The 18,543-nt window shown below is 58.7% G+C and carries 15 protein-coding genes; all 15 read right to left on the bottom strand.

Features of this window, described 5'->3' with window-relative positions; all coding sequences use genetic code 11:
- Positions 1-100 precede the first annotated feature (100 nt).
- Positions 101-772 (bottom strand): redox-sensing transcriptional repressor Rex, encoded by a 672-nt coding sequence (locus HMPREF9163_RS08625; protein WP_037346717.1) that lies wholly within the window; start codon positions 770-772, stop codon positions 101-103.
- Between the two features lie 2 nt (positions 773-774).
- Positions 775-2,121 carry an O-antigen ligase gene (locus HMPREF9163_RS08630; RefSeq protein WP_037346719.1) on the bottom strand — a complete coding sequence of 449 codons (1,347 nt, stop codon included), beginning with the start codon at positions 2,119-2,121 and terminating at the stop codon, positions 775-777.
- Between the two features lie 4 nt (positions 2,122-2,125).
- Positions 2,126-3,427: a folylpolyglutamate synthase/dihydrofolate synthase family protein gene (locus HMPREF9163_RS08635; RefSeq protein ID WP_009441362.1), complete on the bottom strand. Its 1,302-nt coding sequence runs from the start codon at positions 3,425-3,427 to the stop codon at positions 2,126-2,128.
- Between the two features lie 9 nt (positions 3,428-3,436).
- A complete protein-coding gene (locus tag HMPREF9163_RS08640; RefSeq protein WP_009441363.1) occupies positions 3,437-6,100 on the bottom strand; it encodes a valine--tRNA ligase in 2,664 nt (887 codons plus the stop codon).
- Positions 6,101-6,237: 137 nt separating this feature from the next.
- The gene (locus HMPREF9163_RS08645; RefSeq protein WP_009441364.1) at positions 6,238-8,811 is read right to left on the bottom strand and encodes a sulfatase-like hydrolase/transferase; all 2,574 of its coding nucleotides are present in this window, start codon (positions 8,809-8,811) and stop codon (positions 6,238-6,240) included.
- A 31-nt stretch (positions 8,812-8,842) separates the two neighbouring features.
- A complete protein-coding gene (locus HMPREF9163_RS08650) occupies positions 8,843-10,504 on the bottom strand; it encodes a formate--tetrahydrofolate ligase (RefSeq protein ID WP_037346828.1) in 1,662 nt (553 codons plus the stop codon).
- Between the two features lie 17 nt (positions 10,505-10,521).
- A complete protein-coding gene (locus HMPREF9163_RS08655) occupies positions 10,522-11,376 on the bottom strand; it encodes a bifunctional 5,10-methylenetetrahydrofolate dehydrogenase/5,10-methenyltetrahydrofolate cyclohydrolase (protein ID WP_009441366.1) in 855 nt (284 codons plus the stop codon).
- A 10-nt stretch (positions 11,377-11,386) separates the two neighbouring features.
- Positions 11,387-12,235 carry a 4-hydroxybenzoate octaprenyltransferase gene (locus HMPREF9163_RS08660; RefSeq protein WP_009441368.1) on the bottom strand — a complete coding sequence of 283 codons (849 nt, stop codon included), beginning with the start codon at positions 12,233-12,235 and terminating at the stop codon, positions 11,387-11,389.
- Positions 12,236-12,243: 8 nt separating this feature from the next.
- On the bottom strand, positions 12,244-13,704 hold the full coding sequence (locus tag HMPREF9163_RS08665; protein ID WP_037346721.1) for a menaquinone biosynthesis decarboxylase: 1,461 nt from the start codon (positions 13,702-13,704) through the stop codon (positions 12,244-12,246).
- 218 nt (positions 13,705-13,922) lie between these two features.
- Positions 13,923-14,759, bottom strand: coding sequence for a twin-arginine translocase subunit TatC (gene tatC / locus HMPREF9163_RS08670; protein ID WP_009441371.1), 837 nt, complete (start codon positions 14,757-14,759; stop codon positions 13,923-13,925).
- A gap of 3 nt (positions 14,760-14,762) precedes the next feature.
- Positions 14,763-14,984 (bottom strand): twin-arginine translocase TatA/TatE family subunit, encoded by a 222-nt coding sequence (tatA, locus tag HMPREF9163_RS08675; protein ID WP_009441372.1) that lies wholly within the window; start codon positions 14,982-14,984, stop codon positions 14,763-14,765.
- Between the two features lie 57 nt (positions 14,985-15,041).
- On the bottom strand, positions 15,042-15,380 hold the full coding sequence (gene tatA, locus HMPREF9163_RS08680) for a twin-arginine translocase TatA/TatE family subunit (RefSeq protein WP_009441373.1): 339 nt from the start codon (positions 15,378-15,380) through the stop codon (positions 15,042-15,044).
- A gap of 44 nt (positions 15,381-15,424) precedes the next feature.
- The gene (locus tag HMPREF9163_RS08685) at positions 15,425-16,390 is read right to left on the bottom strand and encodes a polyprenyl synthetase family protein (RefSeq protein WP_037346831.1); all 966 of its coding nucleotides are present in this window, start codon (positions 16,388-16,390) and stop codon (positions 15,425-15,427) included.
- 144 nt (positions 16,391-16,534) lie between these two features.
- On the bottom strand, positions 16,535-18,025 hold the full coding sequence (locus HMPREF9163_RS08690) for a phosphodiester glycosidase family protein (protein ID WP_009441375.1): 1,491 nt from the start codon (positions 18,023-18,025) through the stop codon (positions 16,535-16,537).
- Between the two features lie 89 nt (positions 18,026-18,114).
- A complete protein-coding gene (locus HMPREF9163_RS08695) occupies positions 18,115-18,543 on the bottom strand; it encodes a rod-binding protein (RefSeq protein ID WP_009441376.1) in 429 nt (142 codons plus the stop codon).

Consider the following 18,543-nt stretch of genomic DNA (forward strand, 5'->3'; position numbering starts at 1 on the left):
GTCAATTATATCTGTCCATAGGATATCACGAAAAAAAAATGCCGTCAAGATTACATTGACGGCATTTTCTGTGATTTGTGAAAAAAAGGGCAAAGAAGTTTTAATTCGTTAAATTTTTGTCTGATAACTCCCCGTCTTCCGCGCTCGTGTGCGTCAGATAATACGAGAGTGCGCTGAGTCCGACAGACAGATCTTCGCTGACAAACGGTATGCTCGGCGGCACTCTCAGCTTCACGGGCGCGAAGTTCCAGATCCCGCGAATGCCCGCCGCTACAAGCTGATCGGCGACACCCTGCGCATGCGCTGCGGGCACGGCGATGACGCCGATCTGAATGTCACGCTCGGCGATGATCTCCGCGAGATAGGCAATGTCCTCCACGCGGCGCTCTCCGACGCGCGTGCCGATCACGACGGGATTCGCGTCGAAAATCGCGGCAAGGCGGAAGCCGAGTCGCGCAATTCCCTGATAGTTTGCGAGCGCCGCACCGAGATGCCCCATTCCGATGATCGCGACATTCCAATGCTGATCGAGTCCCAATATGCCGCCGATGCTCTCCTTGAGCTCTGTGACATAGTAGCCGACGCCCTTCTTGCCAAATTGTCCGAAGAACGCCAAATCTTTACGAATCTGTTCGGGGTTGATGGCAAGGCGGCGGCCAAGCTCCTCCGAGGAGGCAATCTCCACGCCCTCGTCTGTCAGCTGACGCAGACAGCGGTAGTAGCGCGGCAGACGGTCGACCGTCGCCTTGGATATCGATAGATGTTCCTGCATAGTCATCCTTCCCTCATCTCCCCCGCAATCGCATGCACCGCCGCCGTCATAGCGGCGAGCATCCAGAGCAGCATGGAGGACGGTATATTAAAGAGCAGATGATCTGTGATGCCGTTGAGAGCAACGGAGATGAACGCGAGTCCAAGCCCGAGCGAAAGTCCCTCGACGAAGCGGCGTCTGCGCCAGCGTGCGAGCGCGGCACGCACATCGGCAACGGTCTTCCACTCGTGCTCATGCGCGGCGAGCACCGCCTCCCACGGCGGCGTGCGCTTCGGCAGACGAAAGGCGAGCACGAGCGAGCCGAAGAAGAACCAGAGGAAGGAGAGTGCACCCGGCACACCAATCTCCGCTGCATAGTTCAGATACATATTGTGGGCGTGCACGATCTGCACGGGCGCGCCCTGCAAGTAGAAGTCGTACTCGGGGTAGACCATGAAATACATGCCCCAGCCGATGCCGAGGAAGGGATGATCCATCACCATCGCAATCGTGCTCTCCCAGAACGCAAGCCGCATCTCCGACGACGTATCCACACGCGTGAAGACGGAGAGCAGACGATCTGCGAGCACGGGATCAACGAGGAGCGCTCCCGCACCGACGACGACGATCCCGAGGAGGACGCGCCAGTCGCGCAGCGCGCCGTAGCCCGCAAGTACGAGGGCGACGACAAGGCATGCACCGCGCGCATAGGTCATGCCGAGGCAGGCAAGTGCCGCCACAAGGAGCACGAGTGCGAGGATGCGCCATGTGCGCGTGAGCGCGCTCAGCAATCCAATGAAAATGCAGACGACGATATCGAGATAGCCCGCAAGGATGTTTGGATTCTCCCACGTCGAGAAGACGCGCTTCGAGAGTTCGGGGAACGACGCCCCGTCCACCCATTTCATCGCGGAGATGTCGATGCCAAAGATGAACTGATAGAAGCCATAAAGGATGACGAGCGCCGCCGACACTGCCATCGCAATGACAACGCGCCGCAGTTCATGCGCCGTGCGCAGGGTCTGCCCAACGAGCAGATAGGTCATGGCGTAGATCGGCACGAGATGGTAGAAATTGTAAAAGCTGAACGCCTTGTCCGGCGCAACCGCCACGGACAGGAGTCCGATGACGACAAAGAGCAGCGCCGGCGCATCGTACGGCAGACGGCGCAGATGAAAGTTCCGATCGATCCGTAGCCGCAGGAGCATCGCCCCACAGCCGAGGAGCAGCACAACCATCGCCGCCAGCGGTGCGAGCGGGATGAGAAACGCCTCAGCGACAACGGCATACATCATAAGACGCGCCATACGCGCGCCCCAGCGACGGCGGCGCAGCACGCGCCGCCGCTCCTGAAAGTAGTCCTCTGCCACGCCGTCACCTCCCCGCCGTGAGGAGCGCACGGATGCCGCCCACGAGATAGAGCGAGCCGGCGGCGACGAGGAGCGCATTACCTGCGCGTGCGCGTGCGACAGCCTCGGCGAGCGCCGTCTCCGCATCGTTGCACGCATGGGTGGAGAGCCCTAGCCCTGCAGCAATGCCCGCCACAACATCCGCCGCCGCCGCGCGCTCGGAGTTTGGACGCACGGTGACGACCTGATCAGAGGGGCGCAGAAGCGCGGCGAGCATACCATCAATATCTTTATCCTTGAGAATACCGAGCAAAAAGACGCGCGGCGCATCGGGAAAGTAACGGTCGAGTCCCGCGCGCAGTGCCTTCATGCCCGCGGGATTGTGCGCGCCATCCACGACGACGGGCACGCCCTCATACGAGAGGATCTCAAAGCGTGCGGGATGACGCACGCTGCGCAGCCCCGCGCGCACGGCGTTCTCCGTCACGCGCGCGTCCTCGCGCTCGAGCAGTTTTGCCGCCATGATGACGAGCGCCGCATTCTCCGCCTGATAGACGCCCGCGAGGGCGAGTTCGAACGGCTCCGGCTCGCGGCAGACGACGGAGTGGAAGGTGACGCGCTGTCCGCCGCCGTTTGGAAAGAAAAGCTGTGCAGAGAAATCCTCACCGCAGACGAAGACATCCGCGCCCAGTTCCTCAGCACGCCGCTCGATGATCTCGAGCGGTTCTCCCGTCGCCGCCGTGATGACAGGGATCCCCTCCTTGATGATGCCCGCCTTGTGCTCTGCGATGCCCGCGAGCGTCCCGCCGCAGCGGTCGGCGTGATCCATCGCCACATTTGTAATGATCGTAAGGATCGGCTCGACGACATTCGTCGAGTCGAGGAGGCCGCCGAGCCCCGTCTCGATGACGGCGACTTCAACCTGCTCCTCTGCAAAGTAGAGAAAGGCGAGCGCCGTCAGCGCCTCGAACTGCGTTGGGTGTTCGTGTCCCGCCGCGACCATCTCATCCGTAGCCGAGCGCACGCGCGTGAGGAGCTCTGCAAAGCGCGCCTCTGGGATATCGTGCCCGTCCACGCTCATGCGCTCCGTATAGGAGATGAGATGCGGCGAGAGATAACGCCCCGATCGGATGCCCGCCGCATGGAAAACAGCGTCCATCATCTTCGTGACGGAGCCCTTGCCGTTTGTCCCCGCGATGTGGATCACCGCATAGGCGCACTCAGGGTTTCCGAGGCGCGCGCACAGCTCCTCCATGCGCGCAAGCCCCAATCGAATGCCGAAGGTATTCAATTCCTCAAGATAGTGAAGCGACTCCACATAGTTCATCGGAGCACCTCAGAGCTTCGCCAGATCCGCAAGACGCGTCCGGATGAGGGCGACCTTCTCCTCATAGCCCGCCAACTTCTCGCGTTCCGCCGCCACGACGGCGGCAGGCGCCTTCGATGTAAAGCCCTCGTTCGCGAGCTTGCCCGTGAGGCGCCCAATCTCCTTCTCGAGATTGTCGCGCTCCTTCGTCAGGCGCGCCGTCTCCTTCTCTACGTCGATGAGCCCCGCGAGCGGCAGATAGACCGCCGCTCCTGCCAGTGCCCCCGTCACGACATTCTCCGGATCGGGCGCATCCGCCGCGAGGAATGTGACTGCGGACGCGGACGCAAGCGCATGGAAATAATCGACGTGCGATGCAAATGTGTCCGCAAGCGCCGCGTCGCGCATGCGCAGGATGAGCGCGCTCTTTTTTCCCGGCGGCGTGCCGAGCTCCGCGCGCAGATTGCGCGTCACCTTGATGACCTCCATGATGGCGATCATCGCCGTCTCAGCCTCTGCATCGATGTCATTGTCACTGACCTCGGGCCACGGCGCGCGCATAATGCACTCGCCCTCATGCGGGAGTTTCTGCCAGATCTCCTCTGTGAGGAAGGGCATGAAGGGATGCAGGAGGCGCATCGTGCGCTCGAGCACCGTGCGCAGGACGTAGAGCGCCGTGTTCTTTGCGCGTATATTTTCCTTGTCGTAGAGGCGCGCCTTCGTCAGCTCGATGTACCAATCGCAGAACTCGCTCCACAGGAACTCGTAGATCATGCGGCCGGCTTCGCCGAGCTCGTAGTTCTCAAGATTCGCCGTCACATCGCGCGCCGTCTCCGCCGCACGCGAGAGAATCCAGCGATCCGCAAGCGTATAGTCGCTCTCCTCGGGCACAAAGCTGTCGTCCGCGCCTTCGAGATTCATCAGCATATAGCGCGACGCATTCCAGATTTTATTTGCGAAATTGCGCGCTGCCTCGACGCGCTCCCAGTAGAAGCGCATGTCGTTGCCCGGCGTATTGCCCGTGATGAGCATGAAGCGCAGCGTATCCGCACCGTATTTCTCAATGACTTCCACGGGGTCGATGCCGTTGCCGAGAGACTTCGACATCTTGCGCCCCTCACTGTCGCGCACGAGCCCGTGGATAAAGACATCGCGGAACGGCACGTCGCCGCCGAAGCGCAGCCCCATCATAACCATGCGTGCAACCCAGAAAAAGATAATGTCATAGCCCGTGACGAGGGTCGCCGTCGGGTAGAAATGGCGCAGGTCTTTCGTATCCTCCGGCCAGCCCATCGTCTCGAACGGCCAGAGCGCGGAGCTGAACCACGTATCGAGCACGTCCTCGTCCTGATGGATGTGCGTGCTGCCGCAGTGCGTGCACGCCATAATGTCCTCACGCGAAACAGAGGTCTCGCCGCAGTCCGCGCAGTGCCATGCGGGAATGCGGTGCCCCCACCAGAGCTGACGCGAGATGCACCAGTCGCGGATATTCTCGAGCCAGTTTTCGTAGATCTTCGTAAAGCGTTCGGGGACGAAGCGGATGCGTCCGTCCTTCACCGCTGCAATCGCGGGTTTCGCGAGATCCTCCATGCGGACAAACCACTGCTTCGACACGAGCGGCTCAATCGTCGTCTTGCAGCGCGAGCAGTGCCCGACGGCGTGCTCGTGCTTCTCCGTGCTGACGAGCGCGCCGATCTCCTCGAGCTCCTTGACGAGCTGCTTGCGGCATTCGTAGCGGTCGAGCCCCGCGTATTTGCCCGCGCCCTCGCCCATTGTGCCGTCTGCATTGATGACGACAACCTGCTCGAGGTTGTGGCGCTGCCCCATCTCGAAGTCATTTGGATCGTGTGCAGGCGTTACCTTCACTGCGCCCGTGCCGAATGCGGGATCGACATAGGAATCCGCAAAGAGCGGAATGCGCCGCCCCACAACGGGCAGGATCAGCGTCTTGCCGACGAGTGCCTTGTAGCGCGCATCGTCGGGGTGCACGGCGACACCCGTATCGCCGAACATCGTCTCAGGGCGCGTCGTTGCAATCTCGACGTACTCGTCCGTCCCCTCAATCTGATAGCGGAGATGCCAGAGATGCCCCGCCTCCGTCTCGTGCTCGACCTCGATATCCGAGATTGCCGTCGTGCAGTGCGGGCACCAATTCGTAATGCGCGTCCCCTGATAGATGAGCCCCTGCTCGTAGAGACTCACGAAGACCTCGCGCACGGCGCGCGAGCAACCCTCGTCCATCGTGAAGCGCTCACGGTCCCAGTCACAGGATGCGCCGAGCATGCGCAGCTGGTACATGATGCGGTCGCCATACTGCTGCTTCCAGTCCCATACGCGCTCCAGGAACTTCTCGCGCCCGAGCTCGAAGCGGTTCGTACCCTCCACGCGCAGGCTCTCCTCAACCTTTGCCTGTGTCGCAATGCCCGCATGGTCGCAGCCCGGCACCCAGACGACGTTCTTGCCGCGCATGCGCTGATAGCGCACGAGGATATCCTGAAGCGTATTGTCGAGCGCGTGCCCCATGTGCAGCTGCCCCGTCACATTCGGCGGTGGGATCACGACACTGTATGGTTCACGGCTCTCGTCCGCCTCGTCGTGAAAGAGTTTATGTTCTTCCCAATAGCTGTACCATTTGCGCTCAAACGATGCAGGGTCATAGGTCTTTGGAATGTTCGCACCGGATTCCTGACACATATATCTGTTCCTCCCGAAAGAAACGCCCCCGTCCCGAGGGGACGAGGGCGTCCGCACGTCGTCAATGCTCTCTTACTATAAATTGCAAAGGTAAGATTAGCATAAAACGCGTCTTTTTGCAAGAATTACGTACACACTCACCGACGGAAGCTCTCCGTATACTGCCACACAATATCGAGGAAATACCGTGCAAGCGCGTCGTCAAACACCTCGCGATAGCTTTCGCTACGCTCGTGTATGTGGTAGGTATAGCGGTCAAGCGAGATCGTCCCATCCTCGCGCGTGAATTCCTCCGTTTCGAGGTGGAACGCATATTGCTCTGTGCGCACGCAGATCTTGTACGTCTGCCCCGGATAGATGGAGTTGCTGACGGTGTATTCCCGCCGCTGTCCGCCAAATGCCTCGGGCAGGTTTCCATCCAGATGCGCCGCGTCGATCGGATAGCCCGCGAGTTTTCCGAGGATCTTGTAGATGTCCACGGAGCTCGTCAGCTCATCCACGCGCCCAAGCGCAGGAACACCTGCTCCGCGCGCCATCAGTGCCGCTCCCGTCTGCTCCTCACTCAGCAGATACGGACTACGCGCATGCACCGACGCTCCGTGATCGGAGTAGAGCAGAACAATGTATTCGTCCTCCTCATAATGTGACGTAAGATAGTCGAAGAGATATCCCAGCTGCCGATCCACTGCACGTATTTCGCTGCGGTTGACATACTGACTGAGCGGGTTTTGCTTCAGGAATACGGATGCGCCCAGATCCTGCGGCTGCAGGGCATCTGCAAGAGGAAGATGTGCGGATGCACAGGCGGGCGTACTGACATCTGAATTATACGGATGTGTATCCGCAAAGTGCATAAAGAGGAAGTTATCGCATTCATCAAAGGTCTCGAGATGACGAATGACTCGCTCAACACCGTCTGCCGCACGCAGCATCCAATGATTTACGATCAGCCGATCGAACCCTCGCGTCGCACCGTTATAAATTCCCTGCCCATCTCCCTGTATATTGGTACAATAGTATCCGAGTGCTTTCATTTGCTCTGATACTGTGACATAGGATTGGTCGAGTGCAAAGGGAATCCCCGGTTTTGCGATCTGTGTATGATGCTGATAGAGTCCCGTTTCAATCGTTGCCAAGGCAGGATAAGTATATTCTGCTGTAGAGAAATTATTATCAAAAATCACTCCTGTACTAAAAAAGTGCAGGAGATTCGGCATCAATTCTGCATGTTCATTCTGTATCTCCTTCCAACAAAGGCCATCAGAAAGAATGTTCAGAACAACCTTTTTACGCTGTGAGCTATGACAAAGCACCACAGGTGCACCAACGAGAAACGCCTCCTCTGATCGAAATGTCACTGGTGCTTCGACACGGTAGAAATTAAACTCACCGCGTCCAAGCATCATCATGCGATCAACATCGTCCCCCTCAATGTGCAGCATCTGATGCAAATACTTTGCCGCAATAGGACACAGCACAGGATCAGCACCTTGCGGACACGCATGAAACTCCATGGTTTCGCGCGATTTCATGATATCAAAAATAAAATCGTTAAAGATAGGCAAACCATTCTGCTCTGTAGCAGTATTCATGAGTTCAAGCACTTTACTCTTAATGTGCATTTGTCCATATGGATTATAGATTCCAGCTCTGTAGCAGGGCAGTGTCTCAGAAAACCGCGGCAACTCCTCACACAGGTCTACAGAAAGCCTCGATCTTATACCGCACTCAGTCTCTCGCGTATCTGTAATGACTGGTGCAAATTGTGTGCACGTTGCTGCTATTTTAATTGCGTGCAGCCATTTGACGCGCTCTTCCGGATCATCCGTAAAAGTTATACGGGCTTTTCCTTTCGGCAAGACCAGAAACAGAAGCGCGCGATCCATCTGTCCGTTCTGCTTATATATGCGATATAGCAATTCGCACACAGCTGAACTCATCTTGCGCTTTTCATATGCTGCTTCTCCGTATTGGATCGCCCCCTTGATATCTCCACGCGCAAGAGCCTCTTCCGCACAAAATATTTCGTACAGCTCACCATATGGATACAGATGATGATATCGTTCGGCAGAACTCTTTGCGTCTTCGTCAAAGTCATCCCTGTAAACGGCTTCCGCAAGGCATTCGCCGAGCATCTGTATCTCATGCTCCCGCATGGCATAAGAAAATCGCTCCATACATAGAATGCTATTCTCCTCAGAGAGCTCGGCCAAGATCATTTCACGGTACAATGCCTGCAGTCCATTTTCCTGCACATTTAGAAGAAACCTCTTCCGCTCCTTATCATAGAGCACACTGTAGGCATCCGTCAGAGGAAAGAGCCCGACTGGAAGCTGCTCATAATCCGGCAGGGAGGAAAAATTCTCCATCGACGCAAATACATGGCGGTTCGCCTCGTAATTGGCGCGCATCTCCTCCTCGTTCGGCGTGCAGGAAATCGTATACAGGAGATGATACAGGCCTTCATTTCCTCGTTCATTGTACGCCTGCATCAGAAGATGGTTTCCCTCCACGAATCCGTCTATATCACCAGATTCAGCAGACAGTCCCAACAAGGTTTCACCGAGGAGAATGCGCGCCGTATACACCGCATCAAGATCCTGCTTTTTTGCATCACGACCAAGATAGTCCCGCGCCAACGCACAAAGTTCGTCATACGCTCCTTGCGCAGACAAATGTTGAAGCTGCTCCGCGATATCCAATATTCCCACACTCCCCACCCTGCAGTCCCTTATCTCAGCATCAGAACAACCCCGTAATCATCCCGTTCTCGGTGATGTCCATACCCATTGCGGCGGGGACTTTAGGCAGCCCCGGCATGGTGAGGACACTGCCCGTCAGTGCGACGACGAAGCCCGCGCCGCAGGAGGCGCGCAGTTCGCGCACGGTGATGCGGAAGCCCGTCGGGCGTCCGAGGAGGGCGGGATTATCCGAGAAGGAGTACTGCGTCTTTGCCATGCAGACGGGCGTCTCCGTCATGCCGAGCGTCTCCATCTCCGCCAGTTGTTTTTTCGCCTCGGGTGTGAAGTCCGCGCCGTCTGCGCCGTAGATCTCGCGTGCAATCGTCTCGATCTTCTCTGCAATGCTCTTCTTCTCGTCGTAGATCGGGTGGAAGTTCGAGGGCTTTGCAATCGCCTCCTCCACCGCATCCGCGAGTGCGAGACCGCCCGCGCCGCCCTTCGCCCAGACCTCGGAGCGCACGCATTTCGCGCCAAGACGCACGCAGAGTTCTTCGAGGAGAGAAAGCTCCGCCTCGGTATCGGTCGGGAACACATTGACCGCAACGACGGCGGGTAACCCGAAATTGCCGATGTTCTCGATGTGCTTTTCGAGATTTGCTGCGCCCTTTTTGAGGGCATCCAGATTCTCCGTGCCGAGTACGTCCTTCGGCACGCCGCCGTTCATCTTGAGCGCACGCACGGTGGCGACGATGACGACGGCATCGGGCGCGAGGCCCGCAAGGCGGCACTTGATGTCAAAGAATTTCTCCGCGCCGAGATCCGCGCCAAAGCCCGCCTCGGTGACAACATAGTCGGCGCATTTCAGCGCGTACTTCGTTGCCATGACGCTGCTGCAGCCGTGCGCAATGTTTGCAAAGGGGCCGCCGTGGATGAGCGCGGGCGTGCCCTCGATGGTCTGCACGAGGTTCGGCTTGATGGCGTCCTTGAAGAGGAGTGTCAATGCGCCCGTCGCGCCCAGCTCCTCCGCGTGCACGGGACGCCCGCCGCGCGTGTAGCCGATGAGGATGCGCCCGAGGCGGCGCTTCATATCCGCCAGCCCATCCGCAAGGCAGAGAATCGCCATCATCTCCGAGGCGACCGTGATGTCAAAGCCCGACTCGCGCGGGATGCCATGGACGCGTCCACCAAGCCCCGTGACAACGTGGCGCAAGGCGCGGTCGTTGATGTCGAGGACGCGCTTCCACACAATGCGGTTCACGTCAAGGTCGAGCGCGTTTCCCTGAAAAATGTGGTTGTCTATGAGCGCAGCGAGGAGGTTGTGCGCCGTTGTAATCGCGTGGAAGTCCCCCGTGAAGTGGAGGTTGATGTCCTCCATCGGCACGACCTGCGCATAGCCGCCGCCCGCCGCGCCGCCCTTCATGCCGAAGCACGGGCCGAGCGACGGCTCGCGCAGGGCGACGACGGTTTTTTTGCCCTGCTGATGAAGTGCGTCGGCAAGCCCGACACTCGTCGTTGTCTTGCCCTCGCCCGCAGGGGTCGGGTTGATCGCCGTGACGAGGATAAGCTTCCCGTTCTTCTCTGCGCCCGCAAGTGCCTCGGGCGTCAGCTTCGCCTTATAGCGTCCATAGGGCTCGATATGTTCCTCGGCAATGCCGAGCGTCTTTGCAATCTCCGCGATGGGGCGCAGCTGCGCCGCGCGTGCAATCTCTACATCCGATTTCATCATGCTCTGCTCCTCCCCTATGCCATCTGCGCCGCTGCTGCCTGCACGACGTTCTCCATCAGCATTGCAACCGTCAGAAGTCCCACACCGCCCGGCACGGGTGTGATCGCACCCGCGACCTTCTCGACCGCCTCGAAGTCGACGTCCCCGACCAGCTTCTTCGGCGCAATGCGATTGATGCCGACGTCGATCACCGTCGCGCCGGGCTTCACCATATCCGCTGTGACGAAGTGCGGCTGTCCGACCGCCGCAACGAGGATGTCCGCCTCGCGCGCGATCTCGGAGAGGTTCTCCGTCCGCGAGTGGCAAAGCGTGACGGTGGCGTGGCGCTCCAAAAGAAGCATCCCCATCGGCTTGCCGACGATATTGCTGCGCCCGATGATGACGGCATGCTTCCCCTCAATGGGGATGCCCGCATACTCGAGCATACGGATGCAGCCTGCAGGCGTGCAGGGACGCAGCCCCGGTGCACCGATCGAGAGATGCCCGACGTTCATGGGATGGAATCCGTCCACATCCTTGCGGGGATCGATGCGGCTGAGGATCTCATCCTCGTGCGCTGCGAGCGCGGCGGGCAACGGCAGCTGCACGAGAATGCCGTGCACTGATGCATCCGCGTTCAGTGCATCGATGCGGGCAAGCAGATCCTCCCGCGTCGTCTCTGCGGGCAGGGCAATATGATCTGAGAGAATATCCAGCTCCGCACAGGTCTTCTGCTTGTTGCGGACATAGACCTCGGATGCAGGGTCATTGCCCACAATGATGACGGCAAGGCGCGGATGGATGCCGCGTTCACGCAGGAGAAGAGCCCCGTGCTCTGCGCTCACCTTGATGCGCGCGGCGAATTCTTTCCCGTATAAAATGCGTGCCATATGCTCTCCTTTATACCAAATAGCTGATCCACGTAAAGACAAAAATCGCAATCGACACAATCCCGTTCCGCATGAAATACATCTGCGTCACGCGCGAAAAATTCGTCGAGCTCGCAATGCGGTGCTGATAGACGAGCGTCCCCGCCGCGATGCCGACGCCGATGTAGTAGGGAAATGCGAGGTGCATCATCATGCCGAGCGCAATAAAGAGGAGGATCGAAAAAATATGCATGGCGCGCGCAAGTTGGAATGCACCATGCGCACCGAATGTGACCGCGAGAGAGTGGAGTCCCTGACTGCGGTCGAACTCCTCATCCTGTGCGCCGTACATCGCGTCGAACGCCGCAATCCAGAGTGCAACTGCGATAAAGAGCACGACCGTCGGCAGCTCAACTTTGCCGCTGATTGCCACCCAGCCGCCCGCAGGCGCCATGCCGATGGCGATGCCGAGGAAGAGATGCACCCAGCCTGTCACGCGCTTCATATACGGATAGATGAGAAAGGGTACAGCCGCAAACGGCAAAAGTCGGATGCAGACGGGGTTCAGCTGCAAAACCGCAAATACAAGCACAAGGAGGCACACGCCTATAAAGACGAGCGCCTCCTTCTTTGTCACGCGCCCCTGCACCATCGCGCGGTAGGCGAGGCGGGGCTGCTGCTTATCGTATTTCAGATCGGCGAGATTGTCGAGGGCAAGCGCCGCCGAGCGCGCCGCCGTGATGGCGAGCACGATCCAACCGAGATCGCCGAGCGGGGGATTGCCCCCTGCCGCGAGCAGCGCCCCCATTAGGGCAAACGGCAGGGAGAACACCGTATGGTGAAAGGCGGTATTGTTCATGTGCGCCCGCAGGCGCTCCATCCACCAGCTCAATCCAGACCGAACTCCTTCCACCGCGCGTCAACGCGCTTTACAATCTCCTCGGACATCTCGATCTCATCGGGCCACTCACGCGCATGACCTTCCTCCGGCCACGTCTTCGTCGCGTCGATGCCGAGCTTCGAGCCCCACTTCGCCATCGGCGAGGAGTGATCGAGCACATCGAGAGGTCCCTGCACGATCTCGAGATCGTATTTCGCGTCGATGTTGTTGAAGACGCGCCACCAGACTTCCTTCATATCCTGCACGTTGACGTGCGCATCCACGACGATGATCATCTTCACGTTCATCATCTGCCCCATGCCCCAGAGCGCATGCATAACCTTGCGCGCGTGCATTGGGAACTGCTTCTTGATGGACACGACGATGCAGTCGTGGAAAACGCCCTCGAGCGGCATATTCACGTCGATGACCTCGGGGAGCATCTGCTTGAGGAGCGGCAAGAAGATGCGCTCCGTCGCCTTCGCGAGGAAGCAGTCCTCCATCGGCGGCTTGCCGACGACCGTCGCGGAGTAGATTGCATCCTTGCGGTGCGTGATTGCCGTGATGTGAAAGACGGGATAATCGTCCGCGAGCGAGTAGTAGCCCGTGTGGTCGCCGAACGGCCCCTCGCGGCGCATCTCGTTCGTATCGACGTAGCCCTCGAGGATGATCTCCGCCGTCGCGGGCACCTCGAGATCGACCGTGATGCACTTGACCATCTCGACGGATTTGTGCCGCAGGAAGCCCGCAAAGACCATCTCGTCGATGTCGCGCGGGAGCGGCGCCGTCGCTGCATAGGTGACGACGGGGTCGGTGCCGATGGCGACCGCCGCCTCGATGCGCTGTCCGCCGCGCGCCTTCATATCGCGGAAGTTCTCCGCGCCGTTCTTGTGGATGTGCCAGTGCATGCCCGTCGTGCGGCTGTCGTATTTTTGCAGACGATACATGCCGACGTTGCGCTTGCCCGTCGCAGGATTCTTCGTAAAGACGAGCGGCAGGGTCACGAATGGGCCGCCGTCGTCCGGCCAGCATTTCAGGATGGGGATCTCATCGAGGTTTGGATGCTCCGTCTCGATGACCTCCTGGCAGGGCGCATTCTTCACGTATTTCGGAAAGTTGATCGCCTTACGCGCCATCGGGATCAGTGTCATGAGATTCATCTTGTTCTGCAGAGAGATGTGCGGAATCTTCAGGATCTCCGTGAGTTCGTCCGCGATGTCATCGAGCTTCTCCACGCCGAAGGCAAGTGCCATGCGCTCGTAGCTGCCGAATGCGTTCATGAGCACGGGCATCTTCGAGCCCTTGACGTTCTCGAAGAGGAGGGCGACGTTCTTCTCCCCCTCCTGTTTCGAGATGCGGTCGGTGATTTCGGTGATCTCAAGCTCTGGATCGACCTCTGCCGTGATGCGTTTCAAAAGCCCGCGCTCCTCGAGCGCGGCGATGTACTCGCGCAGATCCTTATATGCCAAGATTTTCCCTCCTAGTTGAAACAAGTATCATATCGACTGTAACGCCCCACGCGAACGCTTAGTTACGCAAACGGTCGCGTACTTATTCGCCTAAATACCTGCGGACTTCTTAAACGCGCTTCGCTTGAACGAAAGAAATCCGCAGGGGGCGAAACGCACGCTTTCCCCGCTTGCTCCACTAGGGTTCGCTTAGGGGCATTACAAGCGCTATTGAGACTTTATTTTCTCAGTATAAATCTCACGATCAGATATCCCACGCCGTAGAGTGCAATCATGGGCAGGGCGATCATCGACTGCGTGAACACATCCGGTGTCGGGGAGATGATGGCAGCGATGACGAACGAGAGGAAGATGACGATACGGGCGTATTTCCGCAGGAAGTCCGAGGAGATGAAGCCCAGCTTGCCGAGGATCGTGATGACGAGCGGCAGCTCGAAGACGAAGCCGAACGGCAGGACGAACATGATGACGAACTCGAAGTAGCGGTTCACAGAAAAGAGCGCCTCGAGTTCCTCGTTGCCGAAGCCCTTGAAGAACATGATTGCTGCGGGGAAGACAAGGAAGAATGAGAACGCCAGCCCGAGGAAGAAGAGGACAACCGAGACGGGCACGACGATCCCAAGCACGAGTCGCTCCGCACGCGTGAGTGCAGGCAGGAAGAAGCGCCAGACGTGATAGAAGATCACAGGCAGCGCGAGAAGAAAGCCCACGACGACGGCGATCTTGATATAGGTGAAGAACGCCTCCGCGGGCTGCATATAGTAGAGCTTCCCGACCGGAACGGTCAGATAGTGCATGATGTCGTCGATGAAATAGTAGCCAACGCCCGAGCCGACGGCGACGGCGAGCAAGCATTTGATGAGGCGCGAACGCAGCTCCGTCAGATGCGCAATCAGCGTCATGCTGCCGTCGTCCTCCGGGTTTGCGGTATCCTCGCTCTGTGTTTCCGTCTGCGGGGCGGGCGGCGTGATGGGCGGGTGCTCTGCGTGCGCGGACTGCTCCCCGCTTACGCTGTCGCCTTGCTCAGTCGCAAGGGGTTTCGATTCCTCCGCCATGGATCAACTCTTCGCCTCTTTTTTCTCGCCGCTCTCGAGCTGCTTCGCCTCCTCGGTGACATTGATCTCCGTACGGGAATCCTGCGGCGACTCGTTGTTTGCCGATTTGAATTCCTTGATACTCTTCCCGAGCGCCTTACCAATGTCGGGCAGGCGGCCGGGGCCGAAGATCACAAGGCCGATGATGAGGATGAGTACGAGTTCGGGAACTCCCAGACCAAACATAAGAACCTCCTAAAATGATAATTCACTCATTTATGATGCTTGTGCAAATCTTACACATTATGATTGAGACTTGCTTTCTGTTCCACTCTGCTCCGCTGCATGCGCCGCGACTGCTGCCGCAGCGGTCTCTGCCGTCGGCGTTGCCGTGGGTGCGGCGGGTGCTGCCTGCGCCTCTGTCGGTGCGGCAGCCGGCTGTGCAGCGGGCTGTACCGGTGCGGGTGCCGCGGGCGGCGGCTCGGGTGCGTTGATTGCCGCCGTCAGCGCATTCGACGCCTTGCGGAACTCACGGATGCCCTTGCCGAGCGAGCGCCCCATCTCGGGGAGCTTGCCGGGACCAAAGACGATGAGTCCCACGACCAGTATCAAAATCAGTTCGGGTACGCCAATGCCAAACATGCTGACTCCTTCTTATGGCTATGCCATGTTCTCTCCTAAAAGGTCTAAAACTCTCTGCGTCCGATAAAGTCCGCCGCCATCAGGCAGGTCTCACGGATGCGCTCGTCAAGCGGCTCCGGCAGTGCCGCCTTTGCACGCGCGAGATAGGCGTCCGCCTTCTCCTGTGCATAGTCGAGGCCGTCCGTCGTGCGGACGATTTCGAGCGCACGTGCGACCTCCGTTTCTGTCATCTTCGGATTCGTAATGAGCTTCGTGAGCTCCATGCGCCCCGCCTCGTCCAGCACTTCGAGCGCACGGATGACAGGCAGTGTCACGAAGCCCTGCGCGAGGTCATGCCCTGCGGGCTTTCCGATGTGCTCCGAGGTCTGCCGATAGTCGAGCAGGTCGTCCGTGATCTGGAACGCCATGCCGATGGCGTGCCCATAGAGCGCCATGCGCTCTGTATCTGCCGCACTCATGCCGCCGATCACGCCGCCGAGTTCACAGCAGATCTCAAGGAAGTCCGCCGTCTTCTTGCGGATGCGCTCATAGTACGCATCCTCGCTCGCGGGCACCTGATAAGCTGTGTGATCTTGGAGAATCTCACCCTCGCTCAGCGTACAGACGAGCTGCGCGAGCTTGACGTAGACCGAGGAATCATAACCCGCCTCCGCAACGAGTTTGAACGCACGCGCAAAAAGATAATCGCCGCTCAGAATGGCGACCTGATTGCCCCATTTTGCATTCGTCGTCGCCGATCCCCGCCGCGTATCCGCCTCGTCGATGACATCATCGTGCACGAGGGATGCCGTGTGAATCAGCTCGAGCGCAACGGCAACAGGCATCGCACGCGCACGATCAAACGCCGCACCGCCGCGTGCCGCAAGCAGGAAAAGGGCGGGACGCAAGCGCTTCCCCCCCGAGGAGACAAGATGTGCTCCCACATCTGTTATGAGAGCGGTCTCGGAGATAATGGATTCTGCAAGCGCAGGTTCAAATTCCTCAAGATCCGCCTGTATGACATCAAACATGTCGTTCTTCAACGTCGTATCACCTACATCGGGCGCAGGAGCGCTCCGCCAACATTCTTCCATCGAGTGTAAACCTTTACACATTCTATCATATTGCGCCCAGACCGTCAAAATTATTTCATGACTCTCTCATCTGCGGGAAAATCATTTTTTCTGCAAAATCAGCGCACTGCCGACCGCCCGCTCCGACCCGTCCGAGGGAGAGTTGACAACGCCGCCGTTCACATAGAGCGCAGAGGAGCCTCCGCCGTCGAGATTGATTGCATTCTGGACGCCGAATTTCACGAGCAGCTCGGCGAACTCCGTCAGCGTCAGTCCGTGGCTGTGCGACTGCCGCCCGTCGACCACAGCAAAAACCACTTTTCCACTCTTCGTCACCCCAACAGCACTGCGCGGCGCGCGTCCGTAGCGAATGTCTCCGGGGAACTGCTCCTCGCCCGCCGTCACATGAACGACGCCATTCTCGACCAGACGCGGTCCTGCGCCGACGATCTGCACAGCACGATCCCACATCGCGCCGGTCTCTTCTCTCAGCACTGTCGGGTCACCGACGCGCGTCCCCGCTGCGGCAAAGGCATCCATCGAGGAGCCGTGCACGGAGACAACGTAGCCGTCCGAGGGAATCACGGAGTCATTCGTATTGATCTCTGCCACGCGGCCCCCCCGAATCACATATTCGAGCCCGTACGGATTTGTCCCCGTCGTTCTGCCGTAAGCGCGGTTGTAAATGATGAGTCCATTCTCACCGCGCTCGGCGTTGACCCCCGAAACGGGCAGCGTCACCTGATCGATCTTCACCGTGCCGTTGTAGGAAACCGTGCCGAATACAAAGGAGCCGTCGGGCATCACGCCGAATGCGCTGCGATCGTAGTAGGTCGTCCCGACAATCGTACCGTCGATCTTCGTCACGCCGAGAATCACGCCGTTTGCCGCAAAGTAGGAGGCATTGATCGCCGCCACCGCATTCGTATCGCGCGCAATCCCCGTTACGGTCTGCCGCCCTGGGATGATGCCGCGCGCAAGCGCGGGGCGAACGCTGTACTGCGCGGGATCTGCCTCAACGAAGTACGAAGTCACCTGCCCGTCCTCATCTTCGTAAATGTACGTGCGCTGCATAAGCCCCGGTGCAATCGTTTCTTCCTTCAGAATTGGAAGCGTGGGCTTCTTCGGCTCCTCTTCCGCAGCTTCTCCGGGCTTTGGCTGCGTCGACAGCTTTACGGGAGGTTCGGCGGGCGTCGTCTTCGACGGATTCGCTCCCGCAGGTGACACATCGAGAAAAACACGCGCAGGATTCATCAGATTGCCAAGTGCATACTTCATGCCCTTCGCCATCGTGACCGTCACATAAAAATGCCCGCTGCGCGACGCATAGGAGACGGAGTCAATGCGCTTTGTGTGCACAGAAGCTCGTTTAAACGCCGCCACATCCGCATCTGCAAAATCAAAGGTCAACTCGCGCCCATCCTCGGAAAGGCTGACATGATAGATGGGCATCTCTGAAAAGTCAAAGACGAGCCGATCGCGCTCCGCCGTACTCGACGTGCGCAGATCGTTCAGCTCTGCCGCCCACGCATAGGAGGACGCCGTCAAGAGCAGCGCCGCCAGAAGCACAAGGATTTTCTTTAAAATACGCATAAACACTCCAAACTAAGGAACTTTTACTACAAATAATAGAAAAGGGGAGGCTGCGCCGGCAGCATCCCCTTATAAGTATACATTATATCTCATCTGGTCTTGATGGTCAACTGCTTATACATCATATCCGCAATGCCGATGCCGCCGCTCTTCGCCGCCGCATTCATCATCTCCGTATCGCGCATATCCTCGAAGATCTCAAGCGCATTGGACTTTTTTCCAAAGAGCCCGCCCTCTGGCACAGTCGCACGCATCTGCTTATACATCATGCTGAGAAACATTGCCTCGAAGCCCTCGCACGCCTCACGTAACTTCTTCGCCTCACGCTCCTCGGCGCTCATTGGATTCTTCGGGACGTAACCCGTCTCCTCTGTCTCAGGTGCTGCCGCAGCCTTGCGCTGCAGCTCGTCAAGCGTCGCCTGAAAGGATTTGCTCTCAGCGCTCATGCGCGCCGCATCGTAGGAGGGCTGTGCGGCACCGCCCAAAAGTGCGTTGTCGCCAATTGGCTGAATCGTCAT

This window comes from Selenomonas sp. oral taxon 138 str. F0429, assembly GCF_000318175.2.
Classification (GTDB): Bacteria; Bacillota; Negativicutes; order Selenomonadales; family Selenomonadaceae; genus Centipeda; species Centipeda timonae.